Annotated in this window: 14 protein-coding genes; 3 read left to right on the forward strand and 11 right to left on the reverse strand. The window is 42.6% G+C overall.

Going from position 1 to position 16,260, the window contains the following annotated elements; genetic code table 11:
- Nucleotides 1–88 precede the first annotated feature (88 nt).
- Nucleotides 89–1,387: an alpha-glucosidase/alpha-galactosidase gene (locus NST34_RS16710; protein WP_341128331.1), complete on the reverse strand. Its 1,299-nt coding sequence runs from the start codon at nt 1,385–1,387 to the stop codon at nt 89–91.
- A 254-nt stretch (nt 1,388–1,641) separates the two neighbouring features.
- Between NST34_RS16710 and NST34_RS16715 the strand changes: the two genes are divergently transcribed.
- Entirely contained in the window at nt 1,642–2,505 is an 864-nt protein-coding gene (locus NST34_RS16715; protein ID WP_076283637.1) for an AraC family transcriptional regulator, read from the forward strand.
- A gap of 11 nt (nt 2,506–2,516) precedes the next feature.
- Here the strand turns inward: NST34_RS16715 and NST34_RS16720 are convergent, their stop codons facing one another.
- Nucleotides 2,517–3,041 (reverse strand): GrpB family protein, encoded by a 525-nt coding sequence (locus NST34_RS16720; protein WP_445667668.1) that lies wholly within the window; start codon nt 3,039–3,041, stop codon nt 2,517–2,519.
- Nucleotides 3,038–4,261, reverse strand: a complete 1,224-nt coding sequence (locus tag NST34_RS16725) for an MFS transporter (RefSeq protein ID WP_341128332.1) — start codon at nt 4,259–4,261, stop codon at nt 3,038–3,040. The genes NST34_RS16720 and NST34_RS16725 overlap by 4 nt, the downstream gene beginning before the upstream one ends.
- A 175-nt stretch (nt 4,262–4,436) precedes the next feature.
- Here NST34_RS16725 and NST34_RS16730 point away from each other — a divergent pair, with 175 nt between their 5' ends.
- Both NST34_RS16730 and NST34_RS16735 read left to right on the forward strand, forming a co-directional pair.
- Nucleotides 4,437–5,216 carry a GNAT family N-acetyltransferase gene (locus NST34_RS16730; RefSeq protein WP_341128333.1) on the forward strand — a complete coding sequence of 260 codons (780 nt, stop codon included), beginning with the start codon at nt 4,437–4,439 and terminating at the stop codon, nt 5,214–5,216.
- 24 nt (nt 5,217–5,240) lie between these two features.
- Nucleotides 5,241–5,555 (forward strand): DUF4190 domain-containing protein, encoded by a 315-nt coding sequence (locus NST34_RS16735; RefSeq protein ID WP_341128334.1) that lies wholly within the window; start codon nt 5,241–5,243, stop codon nt 5,553–5,555.
- Nucleotides 5,556–5,632: 77 nt separating this feature from the next.
- Here the strand turns inward: NST34_RS16735 and NST34_RS16740 are convergent, their stop codons facing one another.
- The 8 genes from NST34_RS16740 to NST34_RS16775 form a co-directional block, all read right to left on the reverse strand.
- The gene (locus tag NST34_RS16740; protein ID WP_341128335.1) at nt 5,633–6,817 is read right to left on the reverse strand and encodes a response regulator; all 1,185 of its coding nucleotides are present in this window, start codon (nt 6,815–6,817) and stop codon (nt 5,633–5,635) included.
- Nucleotides 6,798–8,579 (reverse strand): cache domain-containing sensor histidine kinase, encoded by a 1,782-nt coding sequence (locus NST34_RS16745; RefSeq protein WP_076283631.1) that lies wholly within the window; start codon nt 8,577–8,579, stop codon nt 6,798–6,800. The genes NST34_RS16740 and NST34_RS16745 overlap by 20 nt, the downstream gene beginning before the upstream one ends.
- A gap of 77 nt (nt 8,580–8,656) precedes the next feature.
- Nucleotides 8,657–9,580, reverse strand: coding sequence for a carbohydrate ABC transporter permease (locus tag NST34_RS16750; RefSeq protein ID WP_256716236.1), 924 nt, complete (start codon nt 9,578–9,580; stop codon nt 8,657–8,659).
- A 17-nt stretch (nt 9,581–9,597) separates the two neighbouring features.
- A complete protein-coding gene (locus tag NST34_RS16755) occupies nt 9,598–10,491 on the reverse strand; it encodes a carbohydrate ABC transporter permease (protein ID WP_042188566.1) in 894 nt (297 codons plus the stop codon).
- A gap of 76 nt (nt 10,492–10,567) precedes the next feature.
- Entirely contained in the window at nt 10,568–11,941 is a 1,374-nt protein-coding gene (locus NST34_RS16760; RefSeq protein WP_341128336.1) for an extracellular solute-binding protein, read from the reverse strand.
- Between the two features lie 190 nt (nt 11,942–12,131).
- Nucleotides 12,132–13,322 (reverse strand): Ger(x)C family spore germination protein, encoded by a 1,191-nt coding sequence (locus tag NST34_RS16765; protein WP_076283629.1) that lies wholly within the window; start codon nt 13,320–13,322, stop codon nt 12,132–12,134.
- Nucleotides 13,315–14,418 (reverse strand): GerAB/ArcD/ProY family transporter, encoded by a 1,104-nt coding sequence (locus NST34_RS16770; protein ID WP_076283628.1) that lies wholly within the window; start codon nt 14,416–14,418, stop codon nt 13,315–13,317. The genes NST34_RS16765 and NST34_RS16770 overlap by 8 nt, the downstream gene beginning before the upstream one ends.
- 36 nt (nt 14,419–14,454) lie before the next feature.
- Nucleotides 14,455–16,122: a spore germination protein gene (locus NST34_RS16775; protein WP_076283627.1), complete on the reverse strand. Its 1,668-nt coding sequence runs from the start codon at nt 16,120–16,122 to the stop codon at nt 14,455–14,457.
- Between the last annotated feature and the right edge of the window lie 138 nt (nt 16,123–16,260).

The raw sequence follows: 16,260 nt of genomic DNA on the forward strand, positions 1-16,260 counted from the left end.
GTAGGACCCCAGTTGTCCTAGACAGATATATGCAAAAAAAGCCTGATTTCTCAGGCTTTAGATTTTAAAAATTTTAGAAATATGCAATTTATTTATACGCGGGCAACCAGTCTCCATGGGCCGTGATCAGCTCATCACACATATTCGTAATGTCATCCATCGACAGTTCGGCGGCAGTGTGCGGATCGAGCATAGCTGCGTGATAAATATGCTCTCTCTTATGAGTAATCGCTGCTTCGATTGTTAACAATTGTGTATTAATGTTCGTACGATTCAGTGCGGCACACTGCGGAGGCAGATCTCCCACGAAGGTTGGAGTAACGCCACTGCGGTCTACAAGGCACGGAACTTCTACACATGCTTCTTTCGGAAGATTGGTGATAAGACCTGTATTCATAACATTACCACCAATTTTGAAAGGTACATTCGTTTCGATGGCTTCCATAATGTAGGACGCATATTCATGCGAACGTTCATGTACAAGCTCTTTATTATTTACTAATTCTTCACGCATTTGCTGCCACCGTTCAATTTGTTCTACACAGCGGCGTGGGTACTCGTCGAGTGGAATTTGAAACCGTTCGATGAGCTCAGGATAATTACGCTTGATAAAATAAGGATGATACTCTGCGTTATGTTCTGAAGACTCCGTAATGTAGTAACCAAATTTAAGCATCATTTCATAACGAACCATATCCCCGTGATGCTCTTTCTGCTTATCGGCAGCGCGACGTTTGATTTCCGGATATAAGTCCTCTCCGTCCTTTGTAACCTCGAGTAGCCAAGCCATATGGTTAATCCCTGCAATCTTAGCCTGTACACCCGTCTGATCCATTCCCAGATGCTCGAATAAGCCTGGAATACAATGCTGTACGCTATGACATAATCCAACGGTATTCACACCACCATAAGTGTTCATCACATTGGTCAATACTGCCATTGGATTCGTATAATTCATGAACAGAGCATCTGGACAAACCTCTCTCACATCTGCCGCAAAATCAAGCATGACAGGAATCGTGCGTAAGTTGCGGAAAACACCACCGATACCAACCGTGTCCGCAATCGTTTGACGCAAGCCATATTTCTTCGGAATTTCAAAGTCTGTAATGGTACAAGGATCGTAACCCCCGACCTGAATCGCATTAATCACATATTTAGCTCCGCGCAAAGCTTCCTTACGATCCGTATAGGATTTCACGATACAAGTACTGCCACTACTTGCTTTTATATTACTCAGCATATTCTCGGAATCTTTCAGGCGCTGAAGATCAATATCATATAGGGCAAGCTCAAAGCCTTGAAGGGCTGGAGTTCTCATGCAATCTCCTAAAACATTCTTTGCAAATACAGTACTACCCGCTCCGATAAATGTAATTTTGGACATATGAAATATTCCTCCTTAAATAGTGAGTTCTACGGTCTCGACATCGCTAGCCACTCAGAAAACCTCAATGAATTTCCCTTATAAACACTAGAATGTCAGAGGATATCCGTCTCTCTCTTCACTATTCACTATAAATGAGAGCGGTCTCAATGAGTATGGAGAAATACAATTCATATATGGATTTTTGTTGCATTTTAGTGATATGTCCTATAATCTAATTGTAATTCAAATCATGTATAGGAGGTCAGAAGCAAATGGCTTCAGAGCATTATCATTTCTCAGCAGGGCTTAATCTTGCTCCAGATGAACCCGACCTGACTGTATTGTTCAGCGGTGAAGGCAAACCGGTTCCTGGACATAAAATGGGGCCATCCGTTCACGATTACTACCTTATACATACCGTAATAGATGGAAAAGGCATATTTCAGAGTGGAAGTAACTCACAGGTATGTGGTACAGGAGATACCTTTGTTATTTTCCCAGGGGTATTATTCAGCTATCAGGCAGACATGGAACAGCCTTGGACTTATGTATGGGTGGCCTTGCAAGGGGAAGCCGTTCAACAGCTATTTAAAGAAGTGGGGATTACACCGGACAAGCCGTTAATACACTTAGATAACCTTGTAGAGATACATAACTTGTATGAGCATATTCGTTTTTCCTTTCAGCAGTCTGCTTATCCAAGGTTGGAAAGCTTGGAGGCTTCTGGGTGGCTGCGCCTTCTGGTGCACAAATTCGGTCTTGCGAACATAAGTTCGCTCACCCCTAAATCCGCACAATTACCGGATGTTATCGACCGCCAGATCAATCAAGCGATCCGCTGGATCTCTCTCCAATTTCATCAACAGATCAGTATCGACCACATGGCATCCTCTCTTGGTTATCATAGGGCACACCTCTCTAAGGCCTTTAAGCAAAAGATCGGAATGTCACCCAAGCAATATTTGTTAAAGGTTCGCATGGATAAAGCAAAGGAACTGCTTGGAGGAACGCTCACCATCGACCAGGTATCCTCTTCGGTCGGTTTCAATGATGCGTTATATTTCTCCAAGCAGTTCCGTAAGTGGAGCGGTATGTCCCCCAGTGAATATCGAAGCCATCTTCGATCTGGCATATGATTGCTTATGGGTTATTTCATGGCTTTTGATAAAATCGAGGTGACAAACGCTGTCTTTCCTTCACAGTAAGCATCCATATCGTAGCGATGTTGTTCCGCCAAATGCTGTTTGACTTCTGCATATGCTTGACGTGCTTCCGCATTTGAACGGAGATAGTCTCTAAAAGCGATATGCTCCAAATACCCTTTTCCATCCTTAGGGCATACATACAGATGATATTTCATGAATTCGTCCGCTTGACGTCTTTTGAAGGCTTCCCTGCCCTCGATTCCCAAGTTCCCTTGATGTTCATAACCATGCTGTTGTAAACGTTCTATGATTTGTGGGAGTACATCGTAGCTATTCATTACAAGATCAAGATCTATGATGGGTTTAGCAGCGAGCCCTTCAATGGAAGTACTCCCCACATGCTCTATCGTAATAATGAGGTCGCCAACATAAGATAACAACTGTTCTTTTATTCTATCGAATTCTACCTTCCACTCTGGATCATAAGGGACAACTTCTACGACTTTCGTCTTCTGAGCGATGCTCATGCACCTCCTGCGTTGAATTTCTTCTTCTCAATTCCTCTATAGACTATCCATATGCATATAGCGGCCACAATTAGCATTCCACCCATCAGACAGACGCCATTCCAGCCCCAATGCTGCCATGCAAAGCTTCCAAGTGTTGATCCAATAGCTCCACCTGTAAAAGTGCTAACCATAAACACCGTATTTATTCGGCTGCGCGCCGCCGGCTCAAGTGCATAGATTCGTGTTTGGTTACTAACCTGTGACCCTTGTACTCCAAGATCCAGGATAATAACACCGGCAATCAGGCTCCAAATTGTAAATCCAGCTAAACCGAAGAATCCATAAGCAATCAATGTCAGCAATAGTAGTATACCTACTATCTTTTTCGGTGCGATCCTATCAGCTAACCTCCCGATAAATGGAGCACCCGCAGCACCTGCTACACCGATCAACCCAAACAAGCCTGTGATAGAGCTACTATAGTGGTAAGGTTCACCTTCTAGAAAGAAAGCCAGTGAAGTCCAGAACACGCTGAAGCCACCAAACATACAAGCACCAATCAGTGATGCTTCGCGAAGCGTCGAATATCTGCGAATCAAATTCCCCATTGATTTCAGTAGATCCGTATAGGATGAATTATTTTCTGGTTTCGTCTTTGGAATTAGTTGGTATAAGATAAGGGATAACAATAGCATTATAACTGCGGCAATCCAGTACATGGCTCTCCAGCCGAACATATCTCCTATAATTCCGGATATCGTTCTTGCCAGCAAAATACCAAAAAATAGCCCGCTCATTACGGTTCCAATGACCTTACCTCTTTCTTCTGGCAAAGCGAGCTCCGCCGAGAGAGGAATGATGACCTGCGGCACCACCGTAGTTATGCCAATAGCAAAACTGGCGATATACATCCAAATAAGGTTCTGAGCTGTAGCGAAACCAACAAGTGACAGTGAAACAGCAATAAGAAGTCCGGATATTAGTGTTCTTCGTTCACGAATGTCGCCCAACGGAACAAAGAATAACATCCCAAGCGCATAACCGATCTGAGTAAGCATCGATACATATCCTACTGCGTTAGAGGATGCATGGAATGTTCGTCCTATATCGGCCAAAAGGGGCTGATTGTAATACATATTTGCGACGCTTAATCCTGATGCAATGGCTAAAATAAGAATGAATTGCTTAGTTAGGCCTCCTCCTACACGAACTGCAGCGGGTGTGATAGATTGTGTCATGAAATTCTGTGCCTCCGATTACGTATGCTGCATCAACAGCAAGCTTTATTTTCCTAATACATTATAGCAGTCACTGTCAAGCTGTCGTATTTCTGCGATATAATAATTATCCTAAATATAATGATCTGCAAAAGTGCAATTTATATTGAAATATATTGAGTGGGGAGTAAATAACATGCACCAGAATGACCGAATTATGACCAGATTACGCAAAGAACCGTTGAAGAATGTCAGTTTATTAAAAATGCTAACCTCATTCCATGAAGTCATGGAGTCTCATCTTGTGGAGCAAGGTAATCAATGGGGTGTTTTATTGCTTCTTCCTGCTTCAGCGTACGCATATGATCATAGAGTATATCCTCAAGCGGATTACATCGTATTTATGGATTACAGCAGCCCAGATGTATTTCCGGCTCTGTTTCAATTGTTGCCTCCACAAGCAAAAATTGTTTTTAAACTGCAAGACGTGAACTATAAAGAGGCATTATCATCACATTTTTCAATGGAGAAAGTCCGGGGGTTCTACTCATACAGTACAGCTGCGGGACAAATCTTTCCGAAGGACGAAGATGTTGTTATCAGTCATGTGGTTGACGACAGATTAATTCCGCTGTGGGCCGCTAATCATTACACGAAAGACGAAATAGAAGACTATTTTCAAAACGGGGCTTTTTCCGTGTCAATTTTCCTAGACAACAATCCGGTCAGTACCTGCTTAGCGTTCCGTAATGAAGAAACCATCTGGGAAATCGGCGCTGTACATACTTTAGAATCCTCTCAAAGAAACGGGTATGCGAAAAAGGTGGTCCAAACCGCCATACAAGAAACGTTAGAACGAGGGTTTATTCCACGCTATCATGTGCTTGAAACAAATCAAGCTTCCATTAGACTAGCTGAATCTATTGGACTCGTTCCTTGTGTACAGCTTGAACACTGGATTAACTACATCCAATAACACGCTTGATAGGAGGTGATTTGAATGAGTTATGGGCCGAACGAGAATCAAAACTATTATCCTCCCCCGCCCCCACCAACACCGATGAATGGCAAGTCAATTGCTGGTTTCGTCTTAGGAGTACTTTCCATAATTGTTCCTTATATCGGATTTTTGTTAGGGATTGTAGCGATTATTCTGTCTGCCCTGTCCCTTAAAGAAATACGGATTCGGTATGAGCAAGGAAGAGGCTTAGCTATTGCGGGTCTGGTATGCGGGATTGTCGGCACTCTACTTTACGCCATAATCATTTTATTTTTCGTTATTTTTATATACGCTGCTTCTAGTTACCCATACTGATCTACACACAAAAAAAAGATCTCTATAGCCACCCTAATGGCTGCAGAGATCCTTTTTCCTTTCCTATGAACAAAAATTCAGTAGGTTCCATTGTTAAGCTGCTGACGATACTCCGTCGGAGTTACTAGGAACCGCTTGCGGAACATCTGTGTAAAATGTCGCATGTCCTGATATCCAATACGTTCGGCGATTTCTGCCACCTTAAGCTTCGAGTTCACTAGCAGCAGCTTGGCTTGCTCTAATCGTAAGGATGTCACGTATTCTTTATAGCCTTGACCCGTCTTCTGTTTAAATAATTGACTGAAGTAGACCGGATTCAGAAATACAACGGAAGCAATCTTTTCCAAAGTAAGGTCTTCGAAATAGTGTTCTTTTACATACTGCAATGCGATGTCGATGGCTTTTTCGCCACTACCTTTCGCTGGCGTTAAATCCAATACTTGCGAATTCACTGCCTCTCTTAAGCTCGTTACGATCTGAGGGACAGTATTTATATCGTAGCTAAGTCCGGAATGGATCATTTGGAAAGGTGTTTTTAAATATTGCTTCAAATAGGTCCGCCCATCTTCCAGAAAAGATTCTAATCGTGCTTCTTCTCTTAAGGTGATTAATCCCAGCAGACTATGGCGGTCATAGCTGACCACAAAACCGCTCCCGTCACGCTCTATCAGCTCAGTTAACACATTCTCTACAATAAAATGTTCTATCCGGATGTTTTTATCACCCGCCTCCATTTGTAGCAAAATCAAATAGAAACATTGATGGTCTTCTATTAATTGGCTGATGTCTAAATTACCGAGATTAAAACCAGAAGCGAGCCTTTGAAATACACCTTCTCTTAAATATTTCAGACTTGACCTTAATCGGTCTTCATCTTTAATAAGCTTATGATCCTGCTCTATTTCTAGCGATAAGTTACTAATAATCTCAAGTAGCTTGCTTTTACCGATCGGCTTAAGTAGATAATCTCTCGCTCCAAGACGAACTGCCTCCTGCGCATAGGCGAACTCACTGTGTGCAGAGATGACCACCCATTTGACATAAGGATACCGCCGCTTAGAAATCCTCATGAACTCTAGACCATTCATACCGGGCATAAGAATATCTGTTAAGACGATATGGATGGACTGTTCCTCCATAATCTTGACAGCTTCTTCTGTCGACGCAGCAACATGTACACAATAATCTGGATAGATACTTCTTATAGTGCGCTTAATGCCTTCTCGGATCACCCGTTCATCATCAGCTATGAGAATGTTCACGACTATGCTCTCCTTCCTGCGGAATCGGCAGCATAATAGCAACCACGGTTCCTTCTCCAGGTAAGCTTCGAATCACAAGACCATAAGATTCTCCGAACATATGCTGGAGCCGCCGATGCAGATTTTGAAGACCGATCCCCATTTTTCCATTTTCTTTCGTTGTAGGTCGATCCAAGGATTCCACCAGCGCATTCAGCTTCTCTGCATCCATACCTTTGCCATTATCTTGAACGACGATGTTCAGCAATCCAGTTTCTTCAAGTATACTCACCTTCAAAATACCTTGACGATCGAGCGATTCCAAGCCATGTTTTACAGCATTTTCAATGACCGGTTGTACAGTCATCTTGGGAAGGCGAACCTCAAGCCATCGTTCATCTATATTTATCTCAATCCGTAGACGACCTTCCAGCCGAATAGAAATAATATTTAGATAGTGCCCGATTTGTTCCAGTTCTTCTCGTAACGTGACTTCTACGTCAACTTCCCAATAACTGCTGTACCGGAACATCGAAGATAGCGAGAGAACAAGTTCACCCAGTTGCTCATTCCCTTCCTCATCCAGCATCCAATAAATCATATCCAGAGTATTGTATAGAAAATGTGGGTTCACTTGAGATTGTAAGGCATGAAGCTCAGCATTCTTCTCACTGACGGAAGAAAGTTTTACCCGCTCGATTAGTTCTTCGATTCGGCGAACCATCCGATTAAACGAAGCAACAAGAATATTAATCTCTTGATAAGATGAAACATTCACCATTCCCCGAAAATTACCGATCTCCACTTGCTTCATCTCTCGAATCACCTTTTTAAGCGGCAAAGAAATCGTTCGTGAAACAATAGACGCTATCAAAGTAGAGACGAGAACAAGAATCGAAAATACAATGAACAGATAACGTTTCATCTCTACCAACTCTACATTTAGGTCGCGATTAGGAGTGATACTAAGCACCCACCAACCAGAGAAGGACAGTTTAGAAGCGACAAGCAGACGATTGGCTGTCTGTTCGACCACAACATTCTGGGAGTTCTGTAAAGACGGGAGCTGAGTTAAATCAGGTTCCTGATCTTCGGCAGAGGATACGAATCGTCCATCCTGCGACATTAAATACACCTGGCTATGCTCACCCAGCTTCACATTATCCAGCGCATCCAGAACAGGCTTCGGATTCGTCTCGTACAGAACAATGCCAATCGGTTTGTGTTCATTGAGATCGTAAATCTGACGTCCGAAGGCAAACACAGGACTATCCTCCACTTGATCGATAAGAGAATGTTCATAGACGCCGAGCCAGACCATTTTACCGGAGGAAGCTTGCAGCTGATGGTACCAATCTTCCTTCATATATTCGGGATCAACCACATTCATATAGTTTCCGTAATTATAGATCTTACCTTTATCTGTAATGACATGAATACCTACGAGATCATCCCGAGAATAAAATATAGCTCCTAAAATATTGGTAATCGTTTGTTCATTGATGTAAGCTACCGCGGGCTCTGTGCTTGTCTCATTAATCAAACGTATCAATTCAAAGTTATTGCTGAGTGATTTAGAGAGACTATCATACCCTTTGTACAGTAAGCTGAATAGATCCGCTGTCTGAGCGACATTCTTCTGCGACAAATCACTTATTTTCTCATGAAACTGTACGGTTGTCCGGTTGTAATAGAGCAGACTCACAATTAATAGAATGCTAGACATGCAAAAAAGAAACAGCAAAAACAATCGATGGTGGATGGAATGAAAGCTGTTTCTCAAAAAGGCTTCCCTCCTCAAACTCATCTGTCCTGCTGCTTCTTCATTATAATTCCATTATTGTAATTTGCAATATAGATTTATCCTTTTACTGCGCCCGCCACCATTCCTTTTGTAATCTGATTGGATAAGAAGAAATAGATTAAAATGACGGGTAACGCACCCATTACTAGAAATGCACCGATATTCCCATAGTTTACAGAATACTGACTAACGAATGTGTACACACCAAAGGGCAAGGTCTTCAATTTCTCGGAGGAAATGAAGGTGGCCGCTAAGATATACTCATTCCAAATGTTGATGAACGTTAGAATACATACAGTCATTACAGGTGGTACAGATACAGGAAGAATGATCGTGCGGAAGATCCGATATACGCTCGCCCCATCAATAAAGGCTGATTCTTCAATTTCATGCGGAATACTCTTCATAAAGCCACTTAATATGAACACCGCTATTGGGGTTGAAAAAGCTACATAAGGCAATATGAGCGATAAGTGTGTATTCAGAATATGCATATTTTTGAAAATGATCATCAGCGGAAGCAAGGTGGCCTGCATGGGAATCATCATCCCCATTAAGAAGATCGTCATGACCAAGTTGCCGTAACGCCAACGGAACCGTGAGATCGCGTAAGCTACCATCGAGCTAAGCAGGATGACGAAGATCATCGTTACACCGGTAACCACTACACTGTTAGATAAATACTTTAAATAGCTACCGGACTTATAAGCCTCGCTATAGTTATGCCACTGAAATACTTTAGGAAATGAGAAAAAACTTCCTCCCAAAATCTCTTCATTGGTCTTCAAGGAATAGAGCATTAGCCATAGAAGAGGATATAGCTGGGTAACGACAGGAATCGCAAAGAGAAGATACACGAGTCCTTTTTTAAAATATAAGAACGTATTAGTTTCACGGAATACATTATTCTTATATTTCTCGCTTAAACGCTTACCGTCCTTGTAAGGACGCTTTGGGCGTTTATGCTTGACATTCCGCATGATCGCGCACTCCTTTGCTAACTGAATTTTTTCTCAAGCTTATTAAAGATAGTATTAATGCTAGCAGTAAACACAAGGCACAGTATGACCAAGAACGAAGCGATAGCACTACCATATCCATATTTAAAGGATAAGAATGAACTGTTGTACATATGTGTAGAAATAACATCTGTAGCATGAGCAGGTCCACCGGCTGTCATGACCATAACGAGATCAAAAGCCTGCAAAGACCCTATAAAGGCGAGTACGATAGATATTTTAAAGATTGGAATAATCAGCGGAAAAGTAATATATCGATCGGCTTTGAATCCGTCAGCCCCATCAATCTTTGCCGCTTCATACAGCTCATCCGGAATATTCTGAACACCGGTATATTGAATCAGCAAATGGTAGCCAAAATATTGCCAAAGAGATACTGCATAAAGCGCAAACATCGCAATTTTAGGTTCTGTGATCCAATTGTGAGTCCAGCTATCCAGCCCAAGAGAGATCAGGACGCCATTCAACATCCCGCCCATGGAGACAGGGTCATAGATCGTTTTCCAGAGCTGACCAATGATAACCACCGACAAAATAACCGGCGTAAAGTAAATAGAAACTAAAGTGTTTCCTTTTCTCACGTACCGATTTAGAAGGATAGCCATCAACAAACAAAATGGAATTTCCACCATGGAAGCCACAGCATAGAGTAACGTTCTCTTTACAGATGGCCAAAACACTGGATCATGAAAAAACATCTCTTTGAAATTAGCAAGTCCAGCAAATGTTTTCGTAGTCGTAATTCCGTCCCATTGCAGCAATCCTGTATAAAAGGATACTAGGATAGGAGCAAACACCAAGCACACATACAAAAGCAGGCAAGGTAACACGAAGACGGCGATTGTGCGCGCTGGAACCTTTAGTACCTTCATTATTTCCGCCCCCTAGAATGTAAACACGATGCGAAGAAGCGTTTAAGCACCCTCGCATCGCGTTTTCAAAACCTTCTTATTTATTAGCTTCAAATGCGGTTTGATGTTCTTTAGCTACTTGAGCGGAATCCACTTTTTGAACAAAAAGATTTTGGATACTGCTTAGATGGACTTGTGCCGTAGCTGGGTTCATGGTGTTGTCAAAGGCCAAGTCGCCACCTTTAACCTGATTGAACAATCCTGAAATGTTGATCGCCAGATCAGAATATCCTGCGCCTTTCAGGTCCCCATCCACTTTTTGACCAATCCCTACAGCATTTTTAAGTTCAAATTGTTTTTTAGGAAGATTCAGTGTAAAGAAATTCAAGAAATCTTTCGTTTCTTGTAAATGCTCACTGTTCGCAGAAATCGCAAAGGCGCTACCTGGTGCGAGCATGAATTCATTTGGATCCCCTTTACCATTAACGCTTGGGAATTGGAAGGCTCCAGCTTTACCAGCGACTGAGGAAGCGTCAATTGCACCTGTTTCCCATGAACCGATAACCCACATAGCAGCTTTACCGGATTTGAAGATATTACCACCTGCATTAGCATCGATGGAAGTTGCTCCATCTGGGAATGCACCTGCTTGCACGAGGTCTTGGAAACGATCTACAGCTTCTACGAAAGCAGGATCTTCAAATGTTTTTTTGCCATCAAGTACGTCTTGAAGGAAACCAGGTCCTCCATTGGTGCGAAGCAGGATATTCATGAACAAGAATGAACCCGTCCAGGAATCTTTTTCACCGATCGCGATTGGCGTAATGCCTTTTGCTTTCAAGGTTTTTACATCTTGGAGTAATTCATCGAATGTTTTAGGAGTGTCTGCGATGCCCGCTTGCTCGAAGAGTTCTTTATTATAGTAGACTACCTCGATGTTATTACCATCTGGCAGCGCATAAACATTACCATCGAAGCTGTAGTAATCAAGTAGACCGGATTGATAAGTGTCTTTCAGTCCATTTTGATCCAGCATGTCATTCAGAGGAGCAAACAGCTTAGCATCAACGAAAGGTTTCATTTGTGCAGCCGGGTTAACAATCGTAATATCAGGAATTTCTTTGGAAGCGGCTTGTGTTTTCAATTTGACCTTTTGCTGGTCCGTATTTAAAGTATCCAGTTCGATGTGAATGTTAGGGTTTTCTTTTTCATATTGGTCAACTAATTCATGAAGCATCTTATAAGAAGGTGTTGCTGGATCCGGGTAGATATTTTGAAAAGTAATCGTGACCTTCTTACCGCTTTCGGTTTTTGTAGTTCCGGCATCTGGAGCATTCGTAGCTGTATTCCCTTTCGACTCTGTAGCGCCTTTACTCTCGTTGTTGTTTGAATTTCCACACGCTGCCATACTTAAAACCAAAGCTGCTGATAACACAATTGCTGAAGTTGCCTTCATTTTTTTGCTGACCATTGTTTGACGCCCCCTATTTTCGTTATAGGCTTATTATTGTACTGTTAAGCGCTTTCAACAAGGTGTCAAATTTAAGATATATGGTTTGTTTTTTCTAGAAAAATACAATATATGTCCGAACATAACGAAACACCCGCTAATTGGGGTGCTTCGATTAACAATATTTTCGATATTCTGTCTGGAAATTCGTTCAATCAGAAGTTGTACCAAAATCGGTAATCTTAAGCTTTAGATCAAAGGTCACTGGAATCCGAGTAAACTCCTCGTCCCAATGATCCTTAATCTGTTTCCAGACATGAGGCTTTTTAATGCTGAACCAATCTCCGAATCCTGCTACATCCACTTTGTAAGTGGATTGCATTTTGTTGATAAGAGCATTGATTTGTTGGGTTAGTTTTTCTTCGAATATCTTCTCTAGTTCTTTGAAATAATCAACATCCGAGGAATGCGCATCAACATTCCAATCCTCTATTAGGCGTCCAGTGGACTCAATTGCAACATGAAATGATATCTTCTTATCATCGGTCTCTTTCAGCGTAATCTTACTCTTAACGGATTTAATCTCATAAGTAATCGACTCGTTCGACTGATCATATGCTTTGAGACTCCCTCCTCTTATATCCCCCTTGATCCAGGCAATACTCTCCACGTCATTTTGGTCGAGATTTCCGATCCAATGTCCTGTATCTCCCTTGATTATACCGGCTCCGGAAAATTTGATCTCACCATGTGCCTCTATAACGTTCTGCAACACAAAGCTTTGCTTGGAGTACATAAGCGCATCTAGATTCGATAGCGTTATGCCCTTCATAACTTTACTGGTTCTGAAATTGTTACGGACCATCTCCACCAGCCGGAAGGAAGGAATCTCCTCCTCAGTCGTCATAAGCGAATCGGACGCGAGCCCCTGGCTAAGAAATATGAGACAACTGGGACGGATATCGTTATCTCGGAGTACAAAATCCATTAACTGTCTGATCTTCGCCTTTTGCACTAGATCCTCTGATATGACGATAACCTTAAGGTGATGGCCTATAATCGGACGGTTCTTGCGAATGGAGAACTGACGGAATATTTCAAGCAGAGAATCCCCTGTTTCTGAAATATTGTAAAAATGGGTTTTGGTTTTTTCGCCTTCTTTACCGGAGTTCCCGATTGTTCTTTCAGGCACAATTTGTACGGTTGCCGTAAGTTTATTATGCTTTGGGTAGCTCCCTCCACGCTCCTCAAATTCCCGTTCGAGCGTTCTAGGTTCCCCCTTATCAAGCGCCAATCCCGTAATAACACTCAGGTCTTCAATCTCTTTACTGCTCCAACAACCAGGCTGCGTAAGCAGAATCATGAATATTATTAGTAAGTGTATTACCCTCTGTCTAAACATTCTGCTTGAGTCCTTTCTTCCTGATCAGTAATACGATCGACAATAACAGTGGCAACAACATAAAAATCAGCACACCCATATAGCCAATCGATTCACCAAGACTGAAGACATCGTTGATTCGTTGAGGAATCATCGTGCAGATGAAAATTACAGGCATTAAGGCGAACATAACCGGATGGATCTTCAGATTAAACACTTGCGAAATTCCAAGTGACGCATTAAAGAAAAAACTGCAAAAATTGCAGAACATCTGCATCAGCCATATGACTAACAAAGGAAATTCAAATCGTTCAAAAAAGAATCCTGAAATTTCCAAGCTTCGTACCAAATCTATCGTAGGCCAGGTACTGGTGATTACTGAATTGATGGACAGACCTCCAATAACCATCACAACAGTTACCAAATACAGTACCAACGGGATACAGAATCCGACCATCATCCCTTTAACCGCTTCCTGCGGATGCTCCATAAAGGCCGTCATGATCATAACAACCTCACATCCAGTAAAGATCAGGATGCCCGACTTCATCCCCCGAATGACCGGCATCAGGCCTTCACTCATAAAAGGGCGTAAATGATGAATATCAAATATTCTGGAGCTTAAGATAAAACAAATAATCAGAATAAAGATACTGATCGGAAACACAATTTGAAACACACGGGCAATGGAATTAATCCCCCCATACACCAAATAGGTGCCAACCCAGATGAACGGCATCACAATCGCCCAAATTGGAGTCCCTTCCAGAAGAAAGAACAACGTTACTTCCGCCAGTACTCGGATTTCGAAGCCCGCAATCACAATAAAGTACAGAATCAACAAAGAACTCAGTACACCACCTGGAAGATTTCCAACAATTTTTTTAGAATACTGAAAGACAGTTTTACCTGGAAATTGCTGGCTAAGCTTCACCATAACCATTATCACTATAAACACGACAATACCACCCAGCACCACAGAAACCCAGGCATCAGGAGTCTGTACAGCCTTGACAAGATCTCTTGGCAAGGTCAAAATTCCGGCACCCAGCATTGAATTGGTCAATACTATGGCAGCTTGCGAGGTTGTGATCTTGTCATCCGTACGTTTGAACACTGTGGTCTCCCCCCTGCTCCTGCAAGAATACATTCTCTAGGATTTGCGATTTTTCTTCTGGGTCTTCAGCATCTCCGGTCTTCGCTTCATAATGGATAAGGGTGCACGGATAAACAAATCCTTCCAGTCACTTACCCGAAAGGGCGAGATAGGTGTGATGTAAGGCACCCCGAAGCTTGAAAGGCGAGTCAGATGACTGCAAATCAGCAGGAAGAACAGGATGGTTCCGTACATGCCCAGGACCGCTGCAAATAACATGCCTGCGAATCGTAAGATCCGGAGGGTAATGCCGGCACTGTACATCGGTATGGAAAACGAAGAGATCGCTGTCACTGCAACGACAATTACTAGAAATGGACTTACAATACCGGCCTGTACCGCGGCATCTCCAATGATCAGACCTCCGACAATTCCCATTGCCGGACCTATGGGCTTCGGCAGACGAATTCCAGCTTCACGTAAGATTTCAATGGAAATCTCCAGAATCAGTACTTCAATTAAAGCAGGAAAGGGTACACCTTGGCGTGCTTCAATTATGGAAATGGCCAGCTGAGTAGGAATTAGTCCCGGATGAAAGGAGATAAAGGAAATATAAAGCGCAGGGGCTAACAGAGCCAGAAATGATGCGCAAAACCGTAACACCCTTAAAAGGGTACCTGGAAACCAGCGCTCATAGTAATCCTCGGGAGACTGTAAAAGCATACTGAACGTCACTGGAACAATGAGTGCAAACGGTGTGCCGTCCAGCAAAATTGCAATTCTCCCCTCTAATAAAGAGGCAATCACTCGATCGGGTCTTTCCGTATTCTGTGTTTGCTGAAACGGACTTAAATAATCATCCTCGATTAACTGCTCCACATAGCCAGATTCCAGAATGAAATCCATATCAATTTTGGAGATCCGTTCATTCACTTCCTGTAGCAGATCAGGATTTACAATGTTTTTCATATAAGCGATAACTAGACTCTTCTTGATTTCGCTACCCACTTCAACCATTTTCATTTCCAGATTCATATTAAGACCTTGGCGCCGTAGCATAGAGGTATTCTCACTGAGCACTTCGGTAAAGCCAATCCGGGGTCCCCGCAGTAAAGCTTCCGAGGTTGGCTCAGTTATTGCGCGCACTGCTCCATGTGGAAAGCCCACCAGAAGCATCTCACGCATGCCTTCGACAATCAGTGCAGTGTATCCAAACAGGACAGACTCCTGCAGATGGTCCAAATCTCTAGCATCACTAAGCTGAGCCAGCGGGAGCATAGTCTGTTTCATATAGGTGTATATTCCTTCCGAAGCTTGCATTTCACCGGCAAACATCAGATTTTGCAACACCTGTTGATTGATTAGCTCTTCATCCTGCATGCCCTCCACATAGACCAATGCGGCACGTGCCTGAATACCTTTGACTGAAAATTCACGAAAATGCACATCACTATTCCCCCCCAAGGCCGTTCTTATCGCCGCTAGGTCGGCATCATAATCTTGCGTAAACACTGTAGACGCACCCTGCTGCTGTTTTACTCCCTCATTGTCTGCCTTCTTATGTTCCTCCTGAGAGTCAGCTCCTGACTCCTTGGAACGTCCGCTTCCAACATAAAAATACAAATGCTTGTAAAGGTAATATAACCCTATGGGAAAGAGCAGCGTGATGGCTGCCTGCATAAAAACTGTCCAATCTGGAATATAAGAGACTATTTTAGACCACATCGTTATCATCCTTTAATAGGAATCTTCTAGATACTATTCTCTGCCTGCCCTGTTTTTATACAACTTATGGAATAGGAGGAAAGTCTATATCGGCGCAAGGAGATACACGTTGCTGTGCGTCCGAACATAAAGAGACGC

The sequence above is a fragment of the Paenibacillus sp. FSL H7-0714 genome, assembly GCF_038003765.1.
Lineage (GTDB): Bacteria > Bacillota > Bacilli > Paenibacillales > Paenibacillaceae > Paenibacillus_AQ.

Coding starts and splice junctions, on each gene's coding strand:
- NST34_RS16710 (WP_341128331.1), bottom strand. CDS start 1,387: ATGTCCAAAATTACATTTATCGGAGCGGGTAGTACTGTATTTGCAAAG.
- NST34_RS16715 (WP_076283637.1), top strand. CDS start 1,642: ATGGCTTCAGAGCATTATCATTTCTCAGCAGGGCTTAATCTTGCTCCA.
- NST34_RS16720 (WP_445667668.1), bottom strand. CDS start 3,041: ATGAGCATCGCTCAGAAGACGAAAGTCGTAGAAGTTGTCCCTTATGAT.
- NST34_RS16725 (WP_341128332.1), bottom strand. CDS start 4,261: ATGACACAATCTATCACACCCGCTGCAGTTCGTGTAGGAGGAGGCCTA.
- NST34_RS16730 (WP_341128333.1), top strand. CDS start 4,437: ATGCACCAGAATGACCGAATTATGACCAGATTACGCAAAGAACCGTTG.
- NST34_RS16735 (WP_341128334.1), top strand. CDS start 5,241: ATGAGTTATGGGCCGAACGAGAATCAAAACTATTATCCTCCCCCGCCC.
- NST34_RS16750 (WP_256716236.1), bottom strand. CDS start 9,580: ATGCGGAATGTCAAGCATAAACGCCCAAAGCGTCCTTACAAGGACGGT.
- NST34_RS16755 (WP_042188566.1), bottom strand. CDS start 10,491: ATGAAGGTACTAAAGGTTCCAGCGCGCACAATCGCCGTCTTCGTGTTA.
- NST34_RS16760 (WP_341128336.1), bottom strand. CDS start 11,941: ATGGTCAGCAAAAAAATGAAGGCAACTTCAGCAATTGTGTTATCAGCA.
- NST34_RS16765 (WP_076283629.1), bottom strand. CDS start 13,322: ATGTTTAGACAGAGGGTAATACACTTACTAATAATATTCATGATTCTG.
- NST34_RS16775 (WP_076283627.1), bottom strand. CDS start 16,122: ATGTGGTCTAAAATAGTCTCTTATATTCCAGATTGGACAGTTTTTATG.